Origin of the sequence: Salinarchaeum laminariae (genome assembly GCF_023204835.1) — an archaeon.
Taxonomy (GTDB): Archaea; Halobacteriota; Halobacteria; order Halobacteriales; family Salinarchaeaceae; genus Salinarchaeum; species Salinarchaeum laminariae.
In genome coordinates, this window is sequence record NZ_CP096270.1 from 2,188,303 (window position 1) to 2,206,540 (window position 18,238).

Annotated in this window: 17 protein-coding genes and 1 pseudogene; 13 read left to right on the plus strand and 5 right to left on the minus strand. The window is 65.5% G+C overall.

The genetic code is table 11. The features are described from left to right. Nucleotides 1–260: 260 nt before the first annotated feature. Nucleotides 261–1,028, plus strand: a complete 768-nt coding sequence (locus tag MXF70_RS10225; protein ID WP_248515536.1) for a trypsin-like serine peptidase — start codon at nucleotides 261–263, stop codon at nucleotides 1,026–1,028. A 95-nt stretch (nucleotides 1,029–1,123) separates the two neighbouring features. Then, nucleotides 1,124–2,104 (plus strand): isocitrate/isopropylmalate dehydrogenase family protein, encoded by a 981-nt coding sequence (locus MXF70_RS10230; RefSeq protein WP_248515537.1) that lies wholly within the window; start codon nucleotides 1,124–1,126, stop codon nucleotides 2,102–2,104. Nucleotides 2,105–2,230: 126 nt separating this feature from the next. On the opposite strand, the gene MXF70_RS10235 is transcribed toward MXF70_RS10230, so the two are convergent. The 5 genes from MXF70_RS10235 to MXF70_RS10255 form a co-directional block, all read right to left on the minus strand. Then, a complete protein-coding gene (locus MXF70_RS10235) occupies nucleotides 2,231–3,046 on the minus strand; it encodes a class I fructose-bisphosphate aldolase (protein WP_248515538.1) in 816 nt (271 codons plus the stop codon). Nucleotides 3,047–3,319: 273 nt separating this feature from the next. After that, nucleotides 3,320–3,880 (minus strand): DUF5799 family protein, encoded by a 561-nt coding sequence (locus MXF70_RS10240; protein WP_248515539.1) that lies wholly within the window; start codon nucleotides 3,878–3,880, stop codon nucleotides 3,320–3,322. A 26-nt stretch (nucleotides 3,881–3,906) separates the two neighbouring features. Then, the gene (locus MXF70_RS10245; RefSeq protein ID WP_248515540.1) at nucleotides 3,907–5,724 is read right to left on the minus strand and encodes a histidine kinase N-terminal 7TM domain-containing protein; all 1,818 of its coding nucleotides are present in this window, start codon (nucleotides 5,722–5,724) and stop codon (nucleotides 3,907–3,909) included. A 124-nt stretch (nucleotides 5,725–5,848) separates the two neighbouring features. Then, entirely contained in the window at nucleotides 5,849–6,229 is a 381-nt protein-coding gene (locus MXF70_RS10250) for an OsmC family protein (RefSeq protein WP_248515541.1), read from the minus strand. 140 nt (nucleotides 6,230–6,369) lie between these two features. Further along, nucleotides 6,370–6,681, minus strand: coding sequence for an uS10/mL48 family ribosomal protein (locus MXF70_RS10255; protein WP_248515542.1), 312 nt, complete (start codon nucleotides 6,679–6,681; stop codon nucleotides 6,370–6,372). A 192-nt stretch (nucleotides 6,682–6,873) separates the two neighbouring features. Here MXF70_RS10255 and MXF70_RS10260 point away from each other — a divergent pair, with 192 nt between their 5' ends. The 11 genes and pseudogenes from MXF70_RS10260 (at nucleotide 6,874) to MXF70_RS10310 (ending at nucleotide 18,129) form a co-directional block, all read left to right on the plus strand. Continuing rightward, nucleotides 6,874–7,857 carry a hypothetical protein gene (locus MXF70_RS10260; protein ID WP_248515543.1) on the plus strand — a complete coding sequence of 328 codons (984 nt, stop codon included), beginning with the start codon at nucleotides 6,874–6,876 and terminating at the stop codon, nucleotides 7,855–7,857. A gap of 77 nt (nucleotides 7,858–7,934) precedes the next feature. After that, on the plus strand, nucleotides 7,935–9,170 hold the full coding sequence (gene coaBC / locus MXF70_RS10265) for a bifunctional phosphopantothenoylcysteine decarboxylase/phosphopantothenate--cysteine ligase CoaBC (RefSeq protein WP_248515544.1): 1,236 nt from the start codon (nucleotides 7,935–7,937) through the stop codon (nucleotides 9,168–9,170). 200 nt (nucleotides 9,171–9,370) lie between these two features. Further along, a complete protein-coding gene (locus tag MXF70_RS10270; RefSeq protein ID WP_248515545.1) occupies nucleotides 9,371–10,636 on the plus strand; it encodes a monovalent cation/H+ antiporter subunit E in 1,266 nt (421 codons plus the stop codon). 2 nt (nucleotides 10,637–10,638) lie between these two features. Next, the gene (locus MXF70_RS10275; protein ID WP_248518387.1) at nucleotides 10,639–10,941 is read left to right on the plus strand and encodes a cation:proton antiporter; all 303 of its coding nucleotides are present in this window, start codon (nucleotides 10,639–10,641) and stop codon (nucleotides 10,939–10,941) included. Beyond that, nucleotides 10,941–11,246 (plus strand): annotated as a pseudogene (mnhG, locus tag MXF70_RS10280) (monovalent cation/H(+) antiporter subunit G); the annotation flags it as partial. The gene MXF70_RS10275 and the pseudogene mnhG, both read left to right, overlap by 1 nt. Nucleotides 11,247–11,323: 77 nt before the next feature. Continuing rightward, a complete protein-coding gene (locus tag MXF70_RS10285; RefSeq protein WP_248515547.1) occupies nucleotides 11,324–11,872 on the plus strand; it encodes a DUF4040 domain-containing protein in 549 nt (182 codons plus the stop codon). Further along, the gene (locus MXF70_RS10290) at nucleotides 11,865–12,494 is read left to right on the plus strand and encodes an MnhB domain-containing protein (protein WP_259370348.1); all 630 of its coding nucleotides are present in this window, start codon (nucleotides 11,865–11,867) and stop codon (nucleotides 12,492–12,494) included. The genes MXF70_RS10285 and MXF70_RS10290 overlap by 8 nt, the downstream gene beginning before the upstream one ends. Then, on the plus strand, nucleotides 12,491–12,865 hold the full coding sequence (locus tag MXF70_RS10295) for a cation:proton antiporter subunit C (protein ID WP_248515548.1): 375 nt from the start codon (nucleotides 12,491–12,493) through the stop codon (nucleotides 12,863–12,865). The genes MXF70_RS10290 and MXF70_RS10295 overlap by 4 nt, the downstream gene beginning before the upstream one ends. Continuing rightward, entirely contained in the window at nucleotides 12,858–14,495 is a 1,638-nt protein-coding gene (locus tag MXF70_RS10300) for a proton-conducting transporter transmembrane domain-containing protein (protein WP_248515549.1), read from the plus strand. The genes MXF70_RS10295 and MXF70_RS10300 overlap by 8 nt, the downstream gene beginning before the upstream one ends. Beyond that, nucleotides 14,492–16,351: a monovalent cation/H+ antiporter subunit D family protein gene (locus MXF70_RS10305; RefSeq protein WP_248515550.1), complete on the plus strand. Its 1,860-nt coding sequence runs from the start codon at nucleotides 14,492–14,494 to the stop codon at nucleotides 16,349–16,351. Before MXF70_RS10300 ends, MXF70_RS10305 begins: the two co-directional genes overlap by 4 nt. Continuing rightward, nucleotides 16,348–18,129, plus strand: coding sequence for a Na(+)/H(+) antiporter subunit D (locus tag MXF70_RS10310; protein ID WP_445677856.1), 1,782 nt, complete (start codon nucleotides 16,348–16,350; stop codon nucleotides 18,127–18,129). The genes MXF70_RS10305 and MXF70_RS10310 overlap by 4 nt, the downstream gene beginning before the upstream one ends. Nucleotides 18,130–18,238 lie beyond the last annotated feature (109 nt).

Sequence of the window (18,238 nt, forward strand, 5' to 3'; positions counted from 1 at the left end):
CTCCCCCAATCTCCAGTTCCGCTGCCGTCGCCGATGGCGTACGTAACTGGCACTGATGTGGGAGGAGTCGGGCATGGAATGCTGACCAACCCGTCGATGGACGTAAACCCGGTAACCAGTGATTACGCCCAGAAATGGGGTCCTACCGGCGCCGGCGGATCCTCGCGGTCGCGGTAGTCGTGTCGATACTGGCCGTTTCAGTGCTCGGCGCCAGCACCTTGGATATCGATAGCACTGGCCCATTCGATGCCGGTGCTGGCATGGAGGGATCTGGAGCGGCAGCAAGCGCGGCAGACGCCCCAGCGACGCTCGGACCGCCGGACTGGCCCGACGAGCCACTCTCGCCCGAGACCGTTCCCGGTCGTCACGACGTGCCGAACACGACGCAGTATCCCTACGCTACCATCGGAACGGTCCGGAGCGCGACCGGCGTGCTCGTCTCCGAGTACCACGTCCTCACTGCTGCCCACGTCGTTACGAATCAGCAGGGCGAGCCATACGATCCCGACACGATGACGTTCACGCCTGGCTTCCGTGACGCACCGGGTGAGCCGGCGGTCGCACCCTTCGGTCGCGCGAACGTCACAGAGATTCACGTCCACCCTGAGTGGAATGGCGACCCGCCAGTAGACGACCTCGCGCTGCTCGTCCTGGATCGGCCAGTCGGGACGGACGCCGGCACGATGGCGATTCCCGATTCGGCACTCGGAGACGTCCACACCCGGTCGCTCTTCCAGGCCGGCTACGTCCATAACGTGACGGGATGGCGCCAGATCGGATCGAATCCTGCGCCCCAGCCCTCGGCGATCGGCACGGACGACGGCTACCACTACTACTGTGGCCCGCTTTCCAACGGCGACAGCGGCTCCCCGATCTGGACCGAGATCGACGGTCGAGCGACGCTCCTCAGCATCAACTCTGCCTTCGACAGCTCGGAAGACTGCTCGAACGCTGCCGTGGGCGTGCGGCTGAACGAACAGCGGCTCGATCGAATTCGTGCGTGGATGAACCAGGACGAGACCGACTGATCGCGCGGCACATCGATCACGACGCCGGCGCGGGAGATCGCCGACGCTCGCTCTGAACCGAACCACTTTCCCCCTCGCTTTCCCTCCAGATAGCCATGACTCACGAGATCGCCGTGATCCCCGGCGACGGTATCGGGCAGGAGGTCACGCCCGCCGCCGTCGAGGTGCTGGACGCGCTGCAGGTCGACTTCGAGTTCGTCGAGGGCGAGGCGGGCGACGCCGTCGCCGAGCGAACTGGAGAGGCTCTCCCCGAGGAGACGCGAGCCCTCGCTGCCGACGCCGACGCGACGTTGTTCGGCGCGGCGGGCGAGACGGCAGCGGACGTCATTCTCCCGCTCCGTTCGATCGTCGGATCATTCGCGAACGTGCGCCCCGCCCGGTCTTACCCCGGTCTCGACGCGATCCAGCCCGAGACGGACATCGTCTTCATCCGCGAGAATACGGAGGGGGTCTACACCGGCATCGAGAGCGAGATTACCGACGGCGTTCGGACGCTGACCCGAGTCGTCACGGAGGAGGCCTCCCGCGACATCGCGGAGTTCGGATTCGAGTACGCCCGAAAGAACGACTTCGACGACGTGACGATCGCCCACAAGGCCAACGTGATGCGACAGACTGACGGCCTCTTCCTCGACGTCGCAGAGGAGGTCGGCGATTCGTTCGGGATGGAGTACGACACCGCACTCATGGACGCGCTCGCGATGCATCTCGTCCAGCGCCCCGAGGAGTACGGCGTCGTTATCTGTCCGAACCTCGCTGGCGACATGCTTTCGGACCTCTCCGCCGGGATCGTCGGTGGTCTCGGTCTCCTGCCCTCCGCCAACGTCGGCGAGGCAAACGCGCTGTTCGAGCCGGTCCACGGCTCCGCACCGGACATCGCGGGCCAGGGAATCGCGAACCCCGCGGCGATGATTCTCTCCGCCGCAATGTTGCTCGACCACCTCGAGTACGGCGAGGAAGCAGATCGCCTGCGGACTGCGGTCGAAGACGTGCTCGCCGAGGGGCCGCGGACGCCGGATCTCGGCGGTGACGCTGGCACGGAGGACGTGACGACTGCCGTAATCGACCGGCTCTAAGAGATCGGAGCAGTCGGACGTCCGGAGCACTCGGTGGTCTCGAAAAAAAAAAAATCGACGACCAGCGGAATGTTTTGCTGGCCCGCTCGGTTCCCAGTTTCGCCGTTTCGATGAGCGAACGTCCGCTCAGTCGTCGCCCGACGCAGCTACCGGACGGAGCGACTCGGCAGCGACCTCGGCCGGCGCGTCCTCGTAGACGACCTGCTCCAGTGCGTCGAGCATCCGCTCGGGGCGCTCTCGCTGCCAGACGTTCCGGCCAACCGCGAGCCCAGCGACGCCGGCGTCGATGGCACCCTCGACCGTCTCCAGGAACCCGACGTCGTCGGTCTTCGAACCACCGCTCATCAGCACGTTCGCGTCAGCTGCAGCGTCGACGGCGTGACCGAGCGCGTCCGCGCTGCCGGGGTACTTGACCTTGGTAAAGTCAGCACCGAGTTCGAGACCGATCCGGGCCGCGTACGCCACGGTCTCGGGGGTACGCGTCCGCTTGATGGGCTGCCCACGCGCGTACGACCAGAGGGCGACGGGAAGATCGTGCTCGCGAGCAGCCTCCTGTACGGCTGAGAACTCTTCGACCATCTCGCACTCCCGGTTGCTCCCGGGATAGACGGTGTAGCCGATCGCTGCAGCGCCGATATCGGCCGCGTAGTCGACCGAGCAAGTCTGTGGCGAGTACGGCTCGCCGCTCCAGAGGTTGCTGGTGCCGTTGCATTTCAACAGGACGTCGACCTCCGGGTACGAGGGCAGATACGTCTCCGCGAGCCCTTTCTGTACCGCGAGACAGCCAACCGCGTCGTGGGTGGCGAGGTCGAAGATCTGTTCTGGGTCGAGGCGCTCGGGGACCTCCGTGAACCCTTCGGGCCCGTGCTCGAGCCCGTGGTCGTGCGCGAGGACGATCGTCCGGCCGTCGCGGGTGAGCTGGGATGCCGTTCCGGGGCGCATGTGTATATCGATACAACTCTATTCGTTAAATGGGTTGTGTATCAGATTTCGAAATTGAGTAGTACGATTGGTGAGCTGGTTCGTTGCTGCCGTCGCTCGACTGTACACTGGCAAACGACTGGGTCGGGCGATGATGGTTTGTATGGCGGATATAGCGGACCTGAGGAACGAGAAATGGCGTCTTTCGGCGCGTCCGACGTTGACTGCACTCTGGATCGGCCAGAGCGACAGGAGGTGTTCGCAGGTCCTGGTGGGGACGGCTTGCGCTGACGGTTACTCGTCGCTCGCGTCGTCGGAATCGCCGGCAGTGTCGGTCGCCGCAGAATCGACCTGATCGCCGACGGTCTCGCCGCGCTCGGCATCGCCGACAGACGCTGCAACCTCGCAGGCCTGCTCCCACTTCCCTTGCTGCTCGAGATGCTCCTGGAACTGCGCTGCGTACTCGTCGGCGAGAGCAGCAGCCGCTTCCGCTCGGTGTTCGCCATCGTCGCCGTCGCCCATGCCGAGGGACGATTTGATCGACCCGAACAGACCGCTCCCGCCGCGCGAGGAGTCGTCGTCCGCCCCGGCGCTCCCGCCGCCGGAGCCCGGTGCTCCGCCCATGCCCATCCCATCTCGCATCTGATCGATCGCGGGGAGGACCTGAGCGATCTTCTCGGTGTCGGCGACGACTCGTGCTCGCTCTGGCGATTCCGGCTCCTCGATGTCGAACTCGACGGCAGTCATGATCGTCCCCCACTCCTGACTGGAGAACTCCGAGGCAGCGACGCGCTGGGTGAACTCCCGATCGACCGCCATGCGATCTCCGACGAACTGGTCAGTCCACGCACTCATACACGAAACTGGGGCTGGCAGTCGTTTCAGCGTTGCGCACCGGCCTCCGCCGATTCGCCGACGCCTGCTGCGTGGCCGATCGGCGGCGCACCGGTGATCTCGAACCGTGCGCCGCCGTTTGCCGCATCGGTCGCACGCACGGACCAGCCGTGGGCTTCGGCGATGCCCTGCACGATCGAGAGGCCAAGCCCGGTGCCGTTACTCGAGGAGGAGTGTCCGGGCTCGAAAATCTCCTCGTGACGGTCCGCAGGAATCCCGACCCCATCGTCTTCGACGAAGAATCCCCAGTCGTCAGGTTCGGGGACCTGGTCGTCGTCTGCCGGTTTAATCGGCTCGACCGTCACGGTGAGGTGGTTCGCTGCAAGGTCGGCAGTGGTATTCTCAGCGCTGCCCGCCCCGGCACTCTGCCCTGGCTGTGACCCAGGAGTCTTCGAACCGTGCTCGATGGAATTTCGAAAGAGATTCTCGAGGAGTCGCTGGAGGCGGTTCGCGTCCGCACCGATCGTCACGTCGGTATCACACCGGAGCGTCGCGTCGCGCGTGTCGACCTGCTCCCAGGCGGTGGTCGTCACCTCCTGTAGCGACACCGGTTCCCGGTCCTCGATGCGCGAACCCTCTCGTGCGAGAGTCAACACGTCCTCGATGATCGTATTCATGCGCTCTAGGGACTCTTCGATCGCCTCGAAATGCTCGTCCTCGCCCGTCTCTCGAGCCATCGGAAGATAGCCTTCGGCCACGCTCAGTGGGTTCCGGAGATCGTGCGAGACCACGCTAGCGAATCGCTCGAGCTGCTCGTTCTGGTGTTCGAGCTCCTGGCGGCTCTGTTCTCGATCGGTGACGTCGTGGAAGACGAGTACCCGTCCGTGCGTCGTGCCGCGGCGGTCCTGGATCGGCGTCACGCGGATTTCGTAGATACGGATGGTGTCGCCGACGGGTAGCCTGACGATCCGTTTCGTCTGGATTGCGTCCCTGACGAGGTCGACGACCTCGTCGTTGTCGAACGCGACGCCGAAATCGGTCCCGATCAGTCCGCCCTCCGGATTCCCCAAAAGGCTGCTTCCAGCGTCGTTTAAATCCGTAATCCTGTCCTGATCGTCGAGGACGATCACCGGATCCGGCAGTGTATCGACGACCTGATCGCGCGCGATCGGTGCGAGATCGATCAGGCGGTTCCGCGTGATTGCCCATGCCACCGCGACGCCGGTGATCGCGAACGCGATCGGTGTGAGGTCCGTTGGCGTCATGCTGGCGAGCCAGAGAATTTGGGCGGTGAATGGAGCGGTGACGCCCAGTAGAATCAACCCCGCCTGGCGACGGTATATGGCTCTGGTGTTGACGGTTTGCTGGATGAGGAGTCCGATCCCGATCAGAAGCAGCCCGAACGAGTAGATCGTATGCCCCACGAACGCTGGGCCCATCTGGCCAGCGAAATCGCTGGATTCTGCCGCTGATTCCCACATGAGATCGTGCCACGGGTTCGTCGCAGACACTGTTACGACCAGCACTGGCTCGACGGCCAGGAGGGCGATCGTCCGGCGTGTCAGGAGGTGGCTCCGGCCGGTGAACTCGAGGACGAGCGTCAGAAAGCCTGTGACGCAGGCAGCGACTCCGAGATACGTCGTCGTCTGCGTGGCCCACAGGATCGCGCGATTCGTGAAGAGGATCTGCAGGCCGTGTGAGACGTTCCACACCGCGACGCCCACCAGTAGCACTGCAAGAGAGGTGGCTCCCGCGGTCTGCCGGCGCTGCCACGCGTATCGGGCGATCACTGTGGTGGCTGCGCCGATGGCGAGGATACTGGCGGCGAAGACGATCTCGATCGCCGAGACGTGTTCCAGCACCACTGTGTTCTATGCACGTTCTCGCGCCTACCCTAAATGATCACTGGCAGTCCTATCGAGTTGGACTGTCGGAGAGTACTGACTGCAAAACGCCGTGACAGCGGGTCGATGAATCCCGATCGGCTGTTTACAGGTCGACGTCGGCGTAGAGCGAGGACTTCAGCGCGTCGTGTACTTTGCAGAGTTCGTTCGCTCGCTCGACGATCGCGTCGGCAGTGTCGGCGTCGAGGTCGGCGTCCGTGTCGACGTCGAACGTGATTCCGTCGAGTTTGTCGTCGTCGTTGAGCTCGCCAGTGACGTCAATCGATACTTCACCGAGCTCACCGGCATCGCGCTGTTCGGCGGCGACGCGCAGCGCAGGCACGTAGCAGGACGCGTAATCGGCGATGAGAACTTCGAGTGTGTCCGGCGCGGATTCCCCGGTCGCGTCGATCGTGAGTTCGAAGTCGCGGATATGGTTCTCGGAGCTGAACCCCTCGGTGGAGACGGTCTGGGCGGTTTTTACCATTGCAGTAGATCAGTTAGGCCGGCTGGACCGTAAGTGTGGGCGATTCCGGAAACTCCGAGTGGCACTGTGAATCGACTGTGCACCGATCGTCGAGACAGGGAAGTCGAGAGACTGCGAACCAGGAAGACCGGCCGGGCGGACTACTGAATCGAGCGGACGTCGGCCTCGACGTGGATCTGATCGGGGAACTCCCGGGTCGCGATTGCGCTCGCGAGTTCGTCGTGGCCAACGATCTCGACGGTGCGGGTGTACACCGTGTACGACCACGACTCGAACTGATCGCCTCGCTCGAGTGAACCAAAGAGTGGCACCGAGAGATCTTCCGGTGGCGGGGTGTGTGGTCCCTTGAACTCCGCCCCCTTGCGTTCGACGGTATCCTTGATGTCCGCGACGACGGACTCCAGTGCCCGTCGATCGCCGCTCTCGAGTTCCAATGTCGTCACGAACGTCATCTGTACACCGATCAGCCACTCGGCAGTAAAAACGCTGCTACTCGAGATGGGTAGCTCGTCGGTGCGACCAGACGCGTTTCGAATCGCTGCCGACACGTATCGCATCTCCGCAGCTCCGACTCTCGCCGTTCGTTCAGTCGGTCGGTTCCGCCGCCGACACCGACTTGTGAGCACGCCACGTACTGATCCCGCATGGGGACGCTCTCGACGCGCTCGCTCGAGCGCCAGCTGCTCGCGCTCGATGCCGACGGGTTCGTCGAGTTCGTTGCGGCGCTCTGGCGGGAATCAGGTTGGACGGTCGATCGAAGTGGCCACGTCCTCGAGCTCTCCCGACAGGGTGGGTCCAGGCGGCTACTCGTTTTGCCTCCTCGGCGGATCGCACCGAGTCTGCGACGGGCACCGTCGACGACCGTACCGATCGACGTGGTCGTCGCTCCCTACACCGTCGCTGGCGACTCGGAGCTTCCACGGGGGACGCCAGAGGCGGAGATCGTCGACCCCGCCGGGATTCGGGACCGACTCTTCTACGCGCTGGACGACCAGACGCGCGAACGGCTGCTCGCGTCGCAGCCGGGGATTCGACTGGACGACGCCACCGACGGGCCGCTCGGCTGCCGTCCGTTCCCGCCGCTCAGGGCATCACGGATACGGGGAGCGGCGGCTGCGAGCGCAGGAGTGGCACTGGTCCTGGCAGGCGTCCTGCTGTTCGTCGTCGCGACCGGAATCCCATTCGGTGGGTCGTCCTCTTCCGGCATGGTCGACGCGACCGAACCGTCCAGTGCGGGCAGTTACACGACAGCGAGCGCGCCGATCTACCAGTCTGAGCCGAACTGCGAGCGCGGCCCTGGTGAGGTGGTACAGCTATCGATCGACGTCGTTCGCGGATCGAGTCTCACCCGCGGGCTCGTCGTAATGGGCCGATTCTGGGACCCACGCCAGATCGTGAGCTCACCGCGGGGCGTCTGGTTCCAGCGCATGCAGAGCAACGATCGGCTTCCCTTCTACGACGCCAGGACCGTCGCACTCGACGAACCGGTGGTCGACGGTGGTTCGGCCGTCGTGACTGCGACGGCGACCGACGATGGGACCGACTACCGGTACCGGTTCGAACTCAGTCGGTACTCGACCAGTTCCGAGGAGAGTTGCTGGGTGATCGATCGGTTCGCACCGCTGTAGCGTCGACGTGAACGGCACGTACGAACGCGGAATCTTGGCGAAAGCGATAACCCCGGGGGGTGTCAACTCCCGGGAAGATGCTAGAGGGAGTCTCGGTCGCGCTCGGCGTCACCGGTAGCATCGCAGCAGTGCGAACCGTCGAACTCGCACACGAGCTGCGTCGGCGCGGTGCCGAGGTTCGTGCGGTGTGTACAGACGCCGCATCCGGAATCGTCCACCCGAACGCGCTGGAGTACGCGACGGGTCGACCGCCGGTCACCGAACTGACTGGCGCCGTCGAGCACGTCGAACTCTGCGGACGCGATGGCTGGGCCGACGTCCTGTTGATCGCACCGGCTACGGCCAACACGATCGGGAAGATGGCCGCGACGATCGACGACTCGACCGTGACGACCTGTGCGACGACCGCGATCGGCGCTGACGTGCCGGTCGTCGTCGCACCGGCCATGCACGAGCCGATGTACGACCATCCCGGCGTTCCGCAGGCGATCGGAACGCTCGAATCCTGGGGCGTCGAGTTCGTCGATCCTCGAATGGAGGAGGGGAAAGCGAAGATCGCTACCGACGACGCGATCGCGCTGGCGACCGCTCGCGCCGCACACACCGCGGCCGGCGCCGCCGATCTCGCTGGCGAGTCGGTCGTCGTTACTGCAGGGGCGACTGCCGAGACGATCGATCCCGTCCGGGTGCTCACGAACCGTTCCTCCGGTAAGATGGGTCGGGCTGTCGCTCGGTCCTGCTACGTTCGCGGTGCCGACGTCACTGTCATCCACGGTCCGGTCGGCCCGCGACCGTTCTCGGCGTCGGGTGCCGACCCCAAAGCGGACGATCCCGGCGTGCCCTACGCAGATCTGGTCGAGGTCGAGGACTCTGGAGCCATGCTCGAGGCACTGCAGGACGCGATCGTAGACGCCGACGCACTCGTCGCTGCAGCGGCGGTCGGTGATTACACGACGCCGGACCACGCCGACAAGCTTCGATCGGGCGAGTCCCGTTCGCTCGATCTCGAACCGACCCCGAAGCTCATCGACGGTGCCCGGGAAGCCCGGTCGGACCTCCCGATCGTCGGCTTCAAGACCGAGACGAGCGGGAACGACGACGCGATGGTCGCGGCAGCGCGTGCGATCATGGAACGGGCCGATCTCGACCTCGTCGTCGCCAACGACGCGAGCGTGATGGGTTCCGATTCGACGCGCGCGCTGTTCGTCGACTCCGCCGAAGACGAGACCGGCTCGCCGGTCGAAAGCGCATCGGGCTCGAAGGCGGCGATCGGCGAGATGGTTTCCGATTGGGTCGTCGGGCTCGTCGCGTAGGGCGATCCGGAGTGCAGGTCGCGTCGATCCGTTGATCCCGATCGGTTTATGAGGCGTTTTTTGAAGCGAGCGTCGAGCCGGACGGTATCTTGGTGGATGCTCATCGAGTTGGCGCCGTCCGAATCCGGCGACGGGCGTGGGAGAACGAAACCGTTTTCGGCGGATCACATGAAGGGCGAGCAACGGAGGGCTCCCAGAGGATGCGCCAGAACGCAGGCGACGACGATCGGGGGAACGCGCCAGCAGCGGGTCGGTCCGTGCTGGTCCCGGTTGGGCCGTCGTCGACGCTCCGGGAGACGATCGAGTACGTCGTCGATTCCGCACTCGACAGCCACGAGACCGGGACCGCCGATGCACCCACGGATGGTGCTTCGGAGGATCGATCGGCCGACGCGTCCGGTGCGCCAGACGGCCGGTCGGAAGCGGTCTCTGCTGGATCGGACGAGGCCGATGGGACGGCCGATGTCGACTCTGCTCACCACGATAGCCGTCCAGTCGTTCACTTCGTCTACGTTCACGCGCCCGACGAGTTCGATCCCGCCGACGAGACGCCCGAACTCGACGACGCCGAGGAGCTCCTCGATCGCGTCAGGGTCTGGGCCGAGGAGGACGCGGGCGGCGAGGATCGGATCGAGATCCGAACCGACACCGTCGGCAAGGATCAGTATCTGTTCAGCCCCGCCGACGTCGCGGCCACGCTCATCGACGCCGCACGTGCGAGAGGCGCTGGACGAATCGTTCTCGATCCCGAGTACGATCCGGGCATCGGAGCGCCGCTGTTGCGCCCACTCGCTTACGAACTGTCCAGGGACGCCACGCTGTCCATCGAGGAGGCACCGGTCCAGCAACGGGTCCGCCGTGCGCCCCTCGTCGGACGATCGAGTGCCCGCCGGATCGGGGCACTCACGGGCCTGTCCTTCCTGTTCTATCAGGTGTTGGCAGGAGCCGTGTCACCGTTCGATCTGGTGACCGGCTCGATTACGGCGATCGTCGTCGCGGGAACGCTGTCGCGAATCTCGCTCAGCCGGGATCCGACGCCGACGCAGACGCCGATGCGGCTGGTTCGGTTCCTCGTCTACGTTCCGTATCTCCTCTGGGAGATCGTGGTCGCCAATCTGGTCGTCGCCGCGGTCATCCTTGACCCGCGCAAGGAGATCGACCCGACGATGGTCAGGATCGAGCCGGCGGTATACGGTGCGCTGCCGATCACCTCTCTCGCGAACTCGATCACGCTCACGCCCGGGACGCTGACGGTACGCGTACAGGGCCGGGAGCTACTGATCCACACGTTGTTGCCGTCCGCTCGCGAGGACCTCTTCGACGGATCGCTGGAGCGGGGCGTCCGGTTCGTGTTCTACGGCCGTCGAGCGATGCGGATCGACAGCCTCAGCGACCGTGACGTCGCCGAGATCGTGCCAAGTCAGGGCAACGACGCCAGTGGCTCAAATGGAGGTGACGGCTCGTGAGTTTGCCGCTGTTGCTCGGCGGCGATCTCGACGCGTTCGTCGCGGACGCCTTTCTCGTCGGGGCTGCGCTGTTCGTCGTCCTCGCGATCGCACTGCTCTACCGCGTCGTGAAGGGTCCGACGATGCAGGATCGGGTGCTCGCGGTGAACGTCCTCGGGACGAACACGGTGGTCGTCCTCGCACTCCTCTCCGTCGGTCTGGGAGAGGAGTCGCTCCTCGACGTCGCACTGATCTACGCGCTGTTGAACTTCCTGATGGCCGTTGCCATCTCGAAGTTCACCGTCGATCGCGGAGGTGTGATCTAATGAACGAGTTCCGGGCCATCGCCATCGTCGCGTGCGTGCTCATCGGGCTGTTCTTCACGCTCGTATCGACGGTCGGGGTCCTCCGTCTCCCCGACATTTACACGCGAGCGCACACCGCCTCACAGGCGGACACGCTCGGGGCAGGATTCGCTCTCGCCGGCGTCGCTCTGGCGATCGGTACCGACGCGACCGCAGTCAAGGCCGTCCTCCTGCTGTTTTTCATGTTCGTCACGAACCCGACGGCAGCCCACGCGATCGCCCGCGCGGCACACGAAGACGGTATCGTGCCCTGGGCTACCGAGGACGGTGCTGAGGGCGCCCACTCCGGCGCGGGTGCTGAAGACTCCGGGACCGTTCCGGCCGACAGCGGAGGTGACGTCCAGTGAGTCCCGGCGCGATCGAACTCGTGCTCTTCGCGTTCGTCCTGCTGACAGCGCTCGCGACCGCAGCGTTTCGGGACGTGCTCGCGGCGATCATCGTCTTCGCTGCCTACAGCCTCGGGATGGCGATCTACTACGCCGTGTTGCTCGCGCCAGACGTCGCAATGACCGAGGCCGCTATCGGCGCCGGCGTCACGACGCTCCTGCTGCTCCTGACGATCGCCAAGACGGTTCGACCAGGTCGAGACGAGATCTTCGAATCGATCCACTGGTCGGGGCTGCTCGTCGTCGGTGCGTTCACCACCGTGATTCTGGTCACCGTCACCAGCTTCCCCGAAATCGGTGCGTCGGACGCCCCGATCGTCTCGAATCCGGAGGTCTCCCAGTACTACATCGAGGAGGCCTACCACGACACGGGCGTCGAGAACGCCGTCACTGCGGTGCTCGCTGGCTACCGCGGGTTCGACACGTTCGGCGAGGCAGTCGTGGTGTTCGCCGCCGGCGTGGCGACGATGGTCGTCCTGCACACGGAGGTGTTTACTCGTGACTGAGGATCCCACCGAGGGGACGGAGGCGAACGGTGAGACCTCGTCGAGGGAGGCGAACGATGAGCCATCGTCGACGGACTCACAGCTACCGACGGAGACGGACGCGATGGGGCCGGGCGGAACGTACGTCGAGAGCCAGGTCATCATGACCACGGTCCGCGTGGTCGCTCCGTTTACGTTCACCTACGGCCTGTTCCTGACCTTCCACGGCGGCGGATCGCCTGGCGGCGGGTTCCAGGGCGGTGCCGTCGTCGGCACGACGATCCTGATGATCGCGTTCGCGTTCGGGATCGAGCCCACGCGGGACTGGCTGTCCAATCGAACGGTGGTCGGGCTCGCCAGCGGCGGGGTGCTCGCGTTCGCGCTGATCGGCCTCCTGCCGCTGCTCGTCGGCGGTCGATTCCTCGAACACGCCGTTTACAGCGACGAGTTCGGCCTCTACCACGGGAAGAAGTACGCGCTCGAAGGGGTCGAGATCGTCGGCATCGCCCCGATCGTCTCGGCGATCGTGATCGGCCTCTTCTTCACGATCGCCGCGGGGTTCGTCGGCCAGGGCGCCGCCTGGCAGAGCTCCGGGCCGGGATCGTATCCCGAGCACGACCTCGATGGAGGTGACGAAGAATGACGCCGCTCGTCGACGTGTTGACCAGCCGGTACGCGTACGTCCTGTTCGCACTGTTGCTGGGCATCGGCCTCTACATGATCGTCTCCAGCCAGAATCTCGTCAAGAAAGTGATCGGGCTCAACCTCTTCCAGACCGCACTCTTCCTCTTTTTCATCGCCAGTGCGTATCTCGCTGGCGGACAGGCGCCGATCGTTCACCACGGCGGGAAGGAAGCGACGTACGTCAGCCCGCTTCCCCAGGTGATCGTGCTCACTGCCATCGTCGTCGGGATCGCCGTGACCGCCGTCGCGCTCGCGCTGCTGGTCCGGATCTACGCAGAGTACGGCACGCTCGAAGAGGACGTCCTCCGGGAGGTGCGTTCGGATGACTGATCCGACGGTCGCACCGGTCCTGTTGATCGCGCTCCCGATCGTCGCCGCAGCAGTGGTGCTGCTCGCTGGACTGCGGTGGCCGCGCTCGGGCTGGCCGATCTCGCTCGTCGCATTGGTGCTCGAAGGCGGGCTGGCCGCGTGGCTCGCGAGTGCCGTCTTTGGCGATTCGGGGCGACTCGTTCACGAACTCGGTGCGTACGGGCGTCCGGGCGAAAACGAGTTTGCGGTCGGCATCGAACTCGTCGCCGACGCACTATCGGCGACGATGGTGGGCCTCATAGCTCTCATCGCCCTATCGGTACTCGCGGTGACCCGGCGTGCTGGTCCGCGTGGCGTGCCATTCTACGCCGCCTATCTCATGCTGATCGGCGGACTCATGGGTGTCTCGCTGACAGGTGACGTGTTCAATCTCTTCGTGTTCCTCGAGATCACTGGGATCGCGACGTACACGCTCGTCGCGTCGAACAGGAGTGCTCCTGCCGCCGTGGCCGCGCTCAAGTACCTGATCGTCGGGACGACCGGCGCCTCCCTTTACCTCCTCGGCGTCGGCTACCTCCTGATGGCCACCGGCACGCTCAACATGGCCGACCTCGCCGCGACGCTCGCGGGCGAGCCCTCCTTCGTCGACGGGCCAATGTACACCGATCCGCTGGTGCTCGCGAGCTTCGCGTTCATCGCCACGGGGCTGTTCGTGAAGGCGGCGATCTTCCCGCTGCACACCTGGCAGCCCGGCGCCTACGACGAAGCGCCCGACGGCGTCACCGTGGCGATCTCCGCGCTCGTCTCCACGATCGGCGCGTACGCGTTCCTCCGCATCTCGCTGTCCGTATTTACGCCGGCGTTCTTCGAGGCGACGCCGATCGTCGCGACCGTGATCGTGACGGTAGCGTCGGTGAGCGTCGTCGCAGGCAGCGCTCTCGCCGTGATGCAGTCGCGGATCAAACGAACGTTCGCCTACTCCTCCGTGTCGCAGTTCGGCCTCGTCGTCCTCGCGACCGGGATCGCCGTGCATCCCGATGCCGGTGCAAGCGCCGCCGAGGCCGCGCTGATCGGCGCGGTGATCCACCTCGTCGGCCACGCGGTCGTCAAGGGCGGCCTGTTCACCGCCGCGATGGGACTTGCCCTCGATTCGGACGCCCGAACGATCGACGACCTCGCCGGTCTCGGTCGCCAGTCGCCCGTCCTCTCCGCGGCGATGGCGCTGCTGGGGCTGACGCTCGTCGGTGTCCCGCCGGCGGTCGGCTTTCTCGGCAAGTGGTACATCGTCATCGGTGCAATGAACGCTGACCTCTGGCCCGTCGCGGTCGTCATCCTGCTCTCTACCGTGCTCACACTCGCCTACGTCGCTCGACTGTTCGAACAGCTGTACTTCACGCCCGCACCGAGCGGTGACGAAGCCGGGGCCGAAGCGCCAGCGGATACCTCGGACGATCACGCGATGGCTGCCGACGGTGGAAACTCGGCCGACGACGGGACCGAGGAGCATCTGTCTGACCCGACACCTGGCGCACCCTTCGGCGTGGTCGCAGTCGCCGTGGGGGCAGCAATCCTGGCGATCCTACTCGGCTTCGCCGGCGCCGAGTTTGCGGACGCCCTCGAGCCATTCGTAACGGAGGTGCTCGGCCAGTGAGTACCGTCGAGTCACTCCGGCCGCTGCTCGCCGTCGCGATTTCGACGGTCGCGATCCCGCTGATCGTGGCCAGTTACCGGCGACCGAACGTCCGGGACTCGATCTCGGTGCTCACCGCGCTCGGGAAGTTCGCGATCGTCGCGAGCATGCTCCCGGCGGTGCTCAACGGTGACGAGTTTCGGTGGTCGCTTGGAACCTACGCGCCCGGCGTCGAGTTCGCACTCCGTGCGGATCCGCTGGGAATGCTGTTCGCACTCCTCTCGAGTCTGCTCTGGGTGTTCACGGCTTTCTACGCCATCGGCTACATGCGCGGGCTGGACGAGCACTCCCAGACGCGGTTTTTCGCTGCGTTCGCGGGAAGCCTCGCCGCGGCCGTCGGGATCGCGTTCGCGGAGAACCTCCTGACGATCTTCGTCTTCTACGAACTGCTCTCCGTCGCGACCTACCCGCTGGTCGCCCACGACGAGACCGACGAGGCGCGGGCGGCCGGCCGAAAGTACCTCCTCTACACGTTCTTCGGCGGCGGCGTGCTCGTGCTCGGTGGGACCGCGCTCGTCTACGTGCTCGCCGGCACCACGACGTTCGGTGCGACGGCGCAGGGGCTCTCGACGGCCGATCCCACGCTCGCGAAGGCGGCGTTCGCGATGCTCGCCGCAGGGTTCGGCATCAAGGCTGGGTTGATGCCCGCTCACTCCTGGCTCCCCGACGCGATGGTCGCGCCGACGCCGGTGTCGGGACTGCTGCACGCTGTGGCGGTCGTCAAAGCCGGGGCGTTCGGGGTCGCCCGCGTGATACTGGACGTCTATGGTCCCGACGTGGTTTCTGATCTGGGGGTGGGACTACCGCTCGCAGCGGTGGCCGCGTTCACCCTGCTCGCAGCGAGCGTGATCGCCCTCCGACAGGACCACCTGAAGCGGAGACTGGCGTACTCGACGATCAGCCAGCTCTCCTACATCGTGCTCGGACTCTCGTTGCTGGGGCCGACCGCGATCACGGGCGGGCTGCTCCACATCCCCGCACACGCGTTCATGAAGCTGACCCTGTTCTTCTGTGCAGGGATCATCCACGTCGAGACGCACACCGACTATATCCCCGAGATGGATGGCATCGGTAAACGGATGCCACTGACGATGACGGCCTTCTCGATCGCCGCGGCCGGTATGGCAGGGATTCCGCTCGTCGCTGGCTTCGTCAGCAAGTGGTTCCTCCTGGTCGGCGCGGTGCAGGTCAACGAGGCGATCTTCGCGGTCGCGCTGCTCGTCTCCGGCGTCCTGAACATCGCCTACTTCTGGCCGATCGTCTACGGAGCCTTCTTCGAGTCGCCCGACGGTGCCGACGAGAAACCCCTCATCAGCGGGCCGCTCGGTGGCCGCGAAGGCCCCCGAAACATACAGCTTCTCAAGCCTGCCGGCTCGCACGGCTCTCACGGTGAAAGCTCCGGAATGGGCGGCGCACTCGCTGGCTCCTCCGACGGACGCGACGATCCGGCGCCGCTGGAAGACGGCGAGTACGCAGTTGACCGACATCCGAGCGATCACGCCGGCGACTCCGCTACCGAAAACGACCCGGCAGTTGCCGCCGAATCCGACGACTCGGTCGACGTCGGCGACGATTCAGCCGGCCACGATGAGGAGACAATCGCCGATGACCACGACGACCACGCTGACCACGCCCACCACGGCGGCCCCGGCCCCGATGGCTGGGAGCGCCGCCGCTGGACCGGGGAGGAGAGCACCTGGCTGATGCTCGGGCCGATCCTCGCGGTGGCAACTGGCGCCCTCGTCCTGGGTATCGTCCCGTACGAGGCCCAGTTCCTGGAGCTCGTCGAGGTCATCGTCGAGGGGGTGAGCGCCTGATGGTGCTCGAAAGCATCCATCCCGCAGCGCTCGTGCTGGTGGCCGCGCTGTTGGCCTGGAAGCTGCCGCGGACGGTCGGGCATGCCCTGGGGATCGCGGCGACGCTCAGCGCGGCTGCGATCGCGTGGTTCGCGCCGACGGGGACTCATTACTCCGTCCAGCTGTTCGGTACCTTCGACGCGGTGCTGTTCAACGTCGACCAGTTCTCGTCGCTGATGGGGCTGATCTTCGGTTTCATCGGTGCGGTGGCAGTGTTGTACTCATGGGCCAGCGGCGCGGACCGCGTACAGACGGCCTTCGCCCTCTCCTACGTCGGGACAAGCCTCGGTGCCGTGTTCGCCGGCGACTGGTTGACCTTGATCTTCTTCTGGGAGCTGATGGCCGTCACGTCGACGTTGCTCGTGTGGCACTACGGCGGCGCTGCGGTCCGGGCAGGGTTCCGCTACGCGCTGCTCCATGGCATCGGCGGCAGCCTGCTGCTCGGTGCGATCGTCTGGCACTACGCCGAAGTTGGGAGCCTGCTGTTCTCGGCGAGCACCGGGATGGAAGGCACCGTCGCGCAGGTGTTGGCGGCCGTCGGCATCGGCGTCAACGTTGGATTCGTCGGGCTCCACGCGTGGCTGCCGGACACGTACCCGCGACCGCACGTCGCAGCGAGCGTCTTCCTTTGCGTGTTCACGACGAAGACCGGCGTCTACGGCATGTACCGGGCGTTCCCGGACGGTCACCTCTGGATCGCGTACATGGGCGGCGCGATGGCGGTCTTCGGCGCGTTCGCCGCACTGCTCCAGTCGGACATGCGCCGGCTCCTCTCCTACCACATTCAGTCACAGGTGGGATACATGATCGCCGGCGTCGGGATCGGCTCGACGCTCGCCGTCGCCGGCGCCTTCGGGCACGTGTTCAATCACATTCTCTACAAGAGCCTGCTGTTCATGGCCGTCGGCGTCGTGATCTACCGGACCGGCGAGGAGTCGCTGGACGAGATCGGTGGGCTCGGTCGCAAGATGCCGCTAACGGCGATCACGTTCACTGTTGCAGCGCTCTCGATCGCTGGGTTCCCCGGGTTCAACGGGTTCGTCTCCAAGGGGATGGTGCTCGCGGAGGCCCATCACTACGCGAAGTACGAAGCGCTCTGGTACCTGCTGCTCATCGGCGGGGTCGGGACCTTCCTCTCCTTCATCAAACTCGGCTACTTTGCGTTCGTCGAGGGGAGCTACGAGGGCGAGATTCGCGACGCGAACCTCGGTCAGAGCGTCGGGATGATCGCCGTAGCATCGCTGTGCGTGCTGCTGGGAATCTACCCCGCTGCACTCTACGAACTCCTTCCCGGCGGTCACATCCTCAGCTGGCAGACCTTCGAGGCCAGCCACTACGCCTTCGAGGTGTTCACTACTAGCCACATTCTGGAGGGACTCGCCCTCGCGGCGGCCGGCCTCGTCGGGTTCGCGATCCTTCGTGCGCCGCTTCACCGCATCGGCTCCGTCCCAGACGTCGACGCTCTCTACAATCGCGTCGGCTTCTACGGCACACGCTGGCTCGTGATTGCCATCACTGAACTCTACGCACTGGTCGATCGCGGCGCCGTGGTCCTGGCGGACACCTCGATGGCCGTCGCTCGGGATCCCGAGGGGTACGTGCGACGCGTCCCCGGGAGCGAAGGCGTGCTCGGCGAGCCTGGCGAGCGCTATCGACCTCTCCGCTCGGGGATCGGCCGCAGCATCCTGCTGGTCGTACTCGTCGTGACGGTCGTGCTCGTGGCCGTTCTGAGTGGCTGAGGAGCTATCGTCGTGGTCTGATCGCGTTCGGTCGGACGATTTCGCGGACGGATTGTATGCTGGCCGAACGAGCCACCAGTCTGAACGTCAGCAGAGAGGAGGACGCTCG

Bases quoted from the DNA above. Each gene is read 5' to 3' on its own strand.
- MXF70_RS10260 (WP_248515543.1), top strand. From the start codon at position 6,874: ATGGGGACGCTCTCGACGCGCTCGCTCGAGCGCCAGCTGCTCGCGCTC.
- MXF70_RS10225 (WP_248515536.1), top strand. From the start codon at position 261: ATGGAGGGATCTGGAGCGGCAGCAAGCGCGGCAGACGCCCCAGCGACG.
- MXF70_RS10250 (WP_248515541.1), bottom strand. From the start codon at position 6,229: ATGGTAAAAACCGCCCAGACCGTCTCCACCGAGGGGTTCAGCTCCGAG.
- MXF70_RS10270 (WP_248515545.1), top strand. From the start codon at position 9,371: ATGCGCCAGAACGCAGGCGACGACGATCGGGGGAACGCGCCAGCAGCG.
- MXF70_RS10255 (WP_248515542.1), bottom strand. From the start codon at position 6,681: ATGACGTTCGTGACGACATTGGAACTCGAGAGCGGCGATCGACGGGCA.
- MXF70_RS10235 (WP_248515538.1), bottom strand. From the start codon at position 3,046: ATGCGCCCCGGAACGGCATCCCAGCTCACCCGCGACGGCCGGACGATC.
- MXF70_RS10295 (WP_248515548.1), top strand. From the start codon at position 12,491: ATGACGCCGCTCGTCGACGTGTTGACCAGCCGGTACGCGTACGTCCTG.
- MXF70_RS10300 (WP_248515549.1), top strand. From the start codon at position 12,858: ATGACTGATCCGACGGTCGCACCGGTCCTGTTGATCGCGCTCCCGATC.
- MXF70_RS10240 (WP_248515539.1), bottom strand. From the start codon at position 3,880: ATGAGTGCGTGGACTGACCAGTTCGTCGGAGATCGCATGGCGGTCGAT.
- coaBC (WP_248515544.1), top strand. From the start codon at position 7,935: ATGCTAGAGGGAGTCTCGGTCGCGCTCGGCGTCACCGGTAGCATCGCA.
- MXF70_RS10230 (WP_248515537.1), top strand. From the start codon at position 1,124: ATGACTCACGAGATCGCCGTGATCCCCGGCGACGGTATCGGGCAGGAG.